Source organism: Limnobacter parvus (assembly GCF_024623725.1).
GTDB classification, from domain to species: Bacteria; Pseudomonadota; Gammaproteobacteria; order Burkholderiales; family Burkholderiaceae_B; genus Limnobacter; species Limnobacter parvus.
Genome location: NZ_JANKHG010000024.1, coordinates 1 through 6,063, shown reverse-complemented (window position 1 = coordinate 6,063; position 6,063 = coordinate 1). Strand labels below are relative to the sequence as shown.

Here is a 6,063-nt window from a genome sequence, read left to right as displayed (position 1 = left end):
TAAAAAAGCCAGCTTATAAAGCTGGCATTTTTATTGGCTTGATATTTTGATTGGTGCAAATAAAAAACCCCGCCTCTGAATGGAGAGCGGGGTTTTTTTGAATTGGAGAGCCTGACGATGTCCTACTTTCACATGCGAATGCACACTATCATCGGCGCTAAGGCGTTTCACTGTCCTGTTCGGGATGGGAAGGAGTGGTACCACCTTGCTATGGTCGTCAGGCAAAGAGGGTTGGCTGTAAGTGCGAGTGCTTTGCACTTACTTGTTAGCTAACCAGCGTTGCGGCTGATTGGCTCGATTTGGAAACTGATGAGATACCTTCGATAGAACAACTATCTTGATGATGCGTATTGCGGTATTGCGGGTATATCTTTATTCACAAACTACCTTGACTTTTCTCACACAGAATTTTACTTCCATGCGGGTAGATTTACAGTGTTGTTTTGGGTGCGTATCTTGTGCAAGGCTCAATGCTATAGAGCCAAGCCGCACGGGCAATTAGTACTGGTTAGCTTAATGCATTACTGCACTTCCACACCCAGCCTATCAACGTCGTGGTCTTCAACGGCCCTTCAGGAGGATCAAGTCCTCAGGGAAATCTTATCTTAAGGCAAGTTTCACGCTTAGATGCTTTCAGCGTTTATCTCTTCCGTATTTAGCTACCCGGCAATGCCACTGGCGTGACAACCGGTACACCAGAGATACGTCCATTCCGGTCCTCTCGTACTAGGAACAGCCCCCTTCAAATTTCCAACGCCCACGGCAGATAGGGACCAAACTGTCTCACGACGTTTTAAACCCAGCTCACGTACCTCTTTAAATGGCGAACAGCCATACCCTTGGGACCGGCTACAGCCCCAGGATGAGATGAGCCGACATCGAGGTGCCAAACACCGCCGTCGATGTGAACTCTTGGGCGGTATCAGCCTGTTATCCCCAGAGTACCTTTTATCCGTTGAGCGATGGCCCTTCCATACAGAACCACCGGATCACTATGTCCTGCTTTCGCACCTGCTCGACTTGTCAGTCTCGCAGTCAAGCACGCTTATGCCATTGCACTATCAGTACGATGTCCGACCGTACTTAGCGTACCTTCGAGCTCCTCCGTTACTCTTTAGGAGGAGACCGCCCCAGTCAAACTGCCCACCATGCACGGTCCCCGACCCAGATAATGGGTCAAGGTTAGAACCTCAAACAGATCAGGGTGGTATTTCAAGGTTGGCTCCACAAGAACTGGCGTTCCTGCTTCAAAGCCTCCCACCTATCCTACACAAACCGGTTCAAAGTCCAATGCAAAGCTACAGTAAAGGTTCATGGGGTCTTTCCGTCTAGCCGCGGGGAGATTGCATCATCACAAACACTTCAACTTCGCTGAGTCTCAGGAGGAGACAGTGTGGCCATCGTTACGCCATTCGTGCAGGTCGGAACTTACCCGACAAGGAATTTCGCTACCTTAGGACCGTTATAGTTACGGCCGCCGTTTACTGGGACTTCAGTCAAGAGCTTGCACCCCATCATTTAATCTTCCAGCACCGGGCAGGCGTCACTCCCTATACGTCCACTTTCGTGTTTGCAGAGAGCTGTGTTTTTATTAAACAGTCGCAGCCACCATTTTATTGCAACCCCTTCGTCCTTCCATTGTTCATGGTCAAACTACAAGGGCGTACCTTCTCCCGAAGTTACGGTACCAATTTGCCGAGTTCCTTCTCCTGAGTTCTCTCAAGCGCCTTAGAATACTCATCCCGCCCACCTGTGTCGGTTTGCGGTACGGTCAACGTGTAACTGAAGCTTAGAGGCTTTTCTTGGGACCACTTCCAATGGGTTCGTAGCCGTAGCTACTTCCCCCCACACCCTTGAGTATATGACAGCCGGATTTGCCTAACTGTCCTCTATGATGCAGGGACCAGGATATCCAACACCTGGACCACTTTCCACGATCCGTCCCCCCATCGCATTACACGTCGGTGCAGGAATATTAACCTGCTTCCCATCGACTACGCATTTCTGCCTCGCCTTAGGGGCCGACTAACCCTACGCCGATGAACGTTGCGTAGGAAACCTTGGGCTTACGGCGACAGAGCCTTTCACTCTGTTTATCGCTACTCATGTCAGCATTCGCACTTCTGATACCTCCAGCATGCTTTACAACACACCTTCACAGGCTTACAGAACGCTCCCCTACCACATGCACTTACGTGCACATCCGCAGCTTCGGTTATCTGCTTAGCCCCGTTACATCTTCCGCGCAGGACGACTCGATCAGTGAGCTATTACGCTTTCTTTAAAGGGTGGCTGCTTCTAAGCCAACCTCCTGACTGTTTTAGCCTTCCCACTTCGTTTTCCACTTAGCAGATATTAGGGACCTTAGCTGGCGGTCTGGGTTGTTTCCCTCTTGACACCGGACGTTAGCACCCGATGTCTGTCTCCCGAGATTGCACTTACAGGTATTCGGAGTTTGCCATGGTTTGGTAAGTCGCGATGACCCCCTAGCCATAACAGTGCTCTACCCCCTGTAGTGAGACTCGAGGCACTACCTAAATAGTTTTCGGGGAGAACCAGCTATTTCCAGATTTGTTTAGCCTTTCACCCCTATCCACAGCTCATCCCCTAACTTTTCAACGTTAGTGGGTTCGGTCCTCCAGTTGGTGTTACCCAACCTTCAACCTGGCCATGGATAGATCATCTGGTTTCGGGTCTACACCCAGCGACTAGACGCCCTATTCGGACTCGCTTTCGCTACGCCTTCCCTACTCGGTTAAGCTTGCCACTGAATGTAAGTCGCTGACCCATTATACAAAAGGTACGCCGTCACGGAACAAGTCCGCTCCGACTGTTTGTATGCACACGGTTTCAGGATCTATTTCACTCCCCTCCCGGGGTTCTTTTCGCCTTTCCCTCACGGTACTAGTTCACTATCGGTCAGTCATGAGTATTTAGCCTTGGAGGATGGTCCCCCCATGTTCAGACAGGGTTTCTCGTGCCCCGCCCTACTTGTCGTACGCCTAGTTCCACAATCGAGTTTTCACATACAGGGCTATCACCTTCTATGGCCGGACTTTCAAGACCGTTTTGTTAACTCAAATGCTAAATCGTACAGGCTGTTCCAATTTCGCTCGCCACTACTCTCGGAATCTCGGTTGATTTCTTTTCCTCTGGGTACTTAGATGTTTCAGTTCTCCAGGTTCGCCTCGCACAGCTATGTATTCACTGTGCGATACCCCTAAAAGGGTGGGTTTCCCCATTCGGACATCTACGGATCAAAGCTTATTTGCCAGCTCCCCGTAGCTTTTCGCAGGCTACCACGTCCTTCATCGCCTATGACTGCCAAGGCATCCACCATGTGCACTTATTCGCTTGACTCTATAGCGTTAAGCCCTGCTCAAGTTACTCACCCGAACAACACTGTAATCACCATAAAAAGCAAAGTAGTTTGTGTGTATTCTAAATTTCAAGCGCCGGCACGCATTAGGAACAATGCATGCCCACTTCTTGAGAAGAACGATGATGCAATCGCATCAATCAAAATAGCTAAACCTTAAATTTTAAGGAATATCTATCTCGATATCTCATCATTTCCAAATTGTTAAAGAACAAGTCCAAACCCTTGGGGCTTGGCGACTCTTACAGCCAAATGAATAAACACCGCAATTTCAATCATTGACCTCAATCATTGATCTCGATTTTGCGCTTATTCATTTGACCGCAAAGGCAACACGCTGCTTGCGCATTACTTGTTTGCTTACCTGCTAACAGCCAACGTTGTTTAAACACTTCGATACAAACACCACATGCACAGCATAAAAACTTGGTGGAGGTGAACGGGATCGAACCGATGACCCCCTGCTTGCAAAGCAGGTGCTCTCCCAGCTGAGCTACACCCCCAGGTGTTTTTTATAACCACTACAAAAACCGATGGTGGGTCTGGATGGGCTCGAACCATCGACCCCCGCCTTATCAAGACGGTGCTCTAACCAACTGAGCTACAGACCCCGAAAAAAACTTTTCAGCCCCAGGGCCCCGACCTCTTAGCCCATGCTTTCGCACCGAACTTAAAGGCCCTCTCTTTTTGCTGCTTGCGTTTTACCGCTTGTATCTTTGCGCCTAAACAAACCGATAAGTGTGAGCACTAAAACCAAACAAATTCAAGACTTGATCTACTTCTCTTTCTCTAGAAAGGAGGTGATCCAGCCGCACCTTCCGATACGGCTACCTTGTTACGACTTCACCCCAGTCATGAATCCTACCGTGGTGACCGTCCTCCTTGCGGTTAGACTAGCCACTTCTGGTAGAACCCACTCCCATGGTGTGACGGGCGGTGTGTACAAGACCCGGGAACGTATTCACCGCGGCATTCTGATCCGCGATTACTAGCGATTCCGACTTCACGCAGTCGAGTTGCAGACTGCGATCCGGACTACGATCGGTTTTCTGGGATTGGCTCCACCTCGCGGCTTGGCAACCCTCTGTACCGACCATTGTATGACGTGTGAAGCCCTACCCATAAGGGCCATGAGGACTTGACGTCATCCCCACCTTCCTCCGGTTTGTCACCGGCAGTCTCATTAGAGTGCCCTTTCGTAGCAACTAATGACAAGGGTTGCGCTCGTTGCGGGACTTAACCCAACATCTCACGACACGAGCTGACGACAGCCATGCAGCACCTGTGTGCAGGTTCTCTTTCGAGCACCAATCCATCTCTGGAAAGTTCCTGCCATGTCAAGGGTAGGTAAGGTTTTTCGCGTTGCATCGAATTAATCCACATCATCCACCGCTTGTGCGGGTCCCCGTCAATTCCTTTGAGTTTTAACCTTGCGGCCGTACTCCCCAGGCGGTCAACTTCACGCGTTAGCTACGTTACCAAGGAAGTAAATCCCCAACAACTAGTTGACATCGTTTAGGGCGTGGACTACCAGGGTATCTAATCCTGTTTGCTCCCCACGCTTTCGTGCATGAGCGTCAGTGTTATCCCAGGGGGCTGCCTTCGCCATTGGTGTTCCTCCACATATCTACGCATTTCACTGCTACACGTGGAATTCCACCCCCCTCTGACACACTCTAGTCCTACAGTCACAAATGCAATTCCCAGGTTAAGCCCGGGGATTTCACACCTGTCTTATAGAACCGCCTGCGCACGCTTTACGCCCAGTAATTCCGATTAACGCTTGCACCCTACGTATTACCGCGGCTGCTGGCACGTAGTTAGCCGGTGCTTATTCTTCAGGTACCGTCATCTGCTCAGGGTATTAACCCAAACATTTTCTTCCCTGACAAAAGTGCTTTACAACCCGAAGGCCTTCTTCGCACACGCGGCATTGCTGGATCAGGGTTTCCCCCATTGTCCAAAATTCCCCACTGCTGCCTCCCGTAGGAGTCTGGGCCGTGTCTCAGTCCCAGTGTGGCTGATCGTCCTCTCAGACCAGCTACTGATCGTCGCCTTGGTAGGCCTTTACCCTACCAACTAGCTAATCAGCCATCGGCCGCTCCAATAACGTGAGGTCTTGCGATCCCCCACTTTCCCCCTCAGGGCGTATGCGGTATTAATCCGGCTTTCGCCGAGCTATCCCCCATTACTGGGCACGTTCCGATGTATTACTCACCCGTTCGCCACTCGTCAGCGGAGCAAGCTCCCTGTTACCGTTCGACTTGCATGTGTAAGGCATGCCGCCAGCGTTCAATCTGAGCCAGGATCAAACTCTTCAGTTTAATCTCTGCAAAATTTACTAAACTCGACGGAGTAGATGTTTATAAAAGCCTTGACGACTTTCACATTCATTTACTTTATTCCGTGAGCACTAACTCTGAATCGTGATTCAAAGTCATTCTTTTTGAGAAAAGAACAAACCTTAAACCCATCTGGTCAGTGCCCACACTTATCGGCTGTTAACTTGTTAAAGATCGCTTCGAAATTTCAGCTACACTTCGCTTCTCAGTACCGCCTAAGTCACCGTTTAATTAGCGCTTAGAACCCTGAAGAACCGCTTGCTTGCTTCGTTTCGTCCTGCTTGTCGTGCAGCAGAGAAACGAGATTATGCACATCAATTCAAAACCTGTCAAACACTTTTG

At 49.9% G+C, this 6,063-nt stretch carries 2 tRNA genes and 3 rRNA genes; all 5 read right to left on the bottom strand.

The features are described from left to right. Nucleotides 1-109: 109 nt before the first annotated feature. Nucleotides 110-222 (bottom strand): 5S ribosomal RNA (gene rrf, locus NSP04_RS12615). Nucleotides 223-477: 255 nt separating this feature from the next. Next, nucleotides 478-3,360, bottom strand: a 23S ribosomal RNA gene (locus NSP04_RS12610). A 446-nt stretch (nt 3,361-3,806) separates the two neighbouring features. Next, nucleotides 3,807-3,882: transfer RNA gene (locus tag NSP04_RS12605), tRNA-Ala, on the bottom strand. A 31-nt stretch (nt 3,883-3,913) separates the two neighbouring features. Further along, nucleotides 3,914-3,990 (bottom strand) — tRNA-Ile (locus NSP04_RS12600). A gap of 182 nt (nt 3,991-4,172) precedes the next feature. Next, a 16S ribosomal RNA gene (locus tag NSP04_RS12595) occupies nt 4,173-5,703 on the bottom strand. Together the 16S, 23S and 5S rRNA genes with 2 tRNA genes alongside form the textbook arrangement of a ribosomal RNA operon. Nucleotides 5,704-6,063 lie beyond the last annotated feature (360 nt).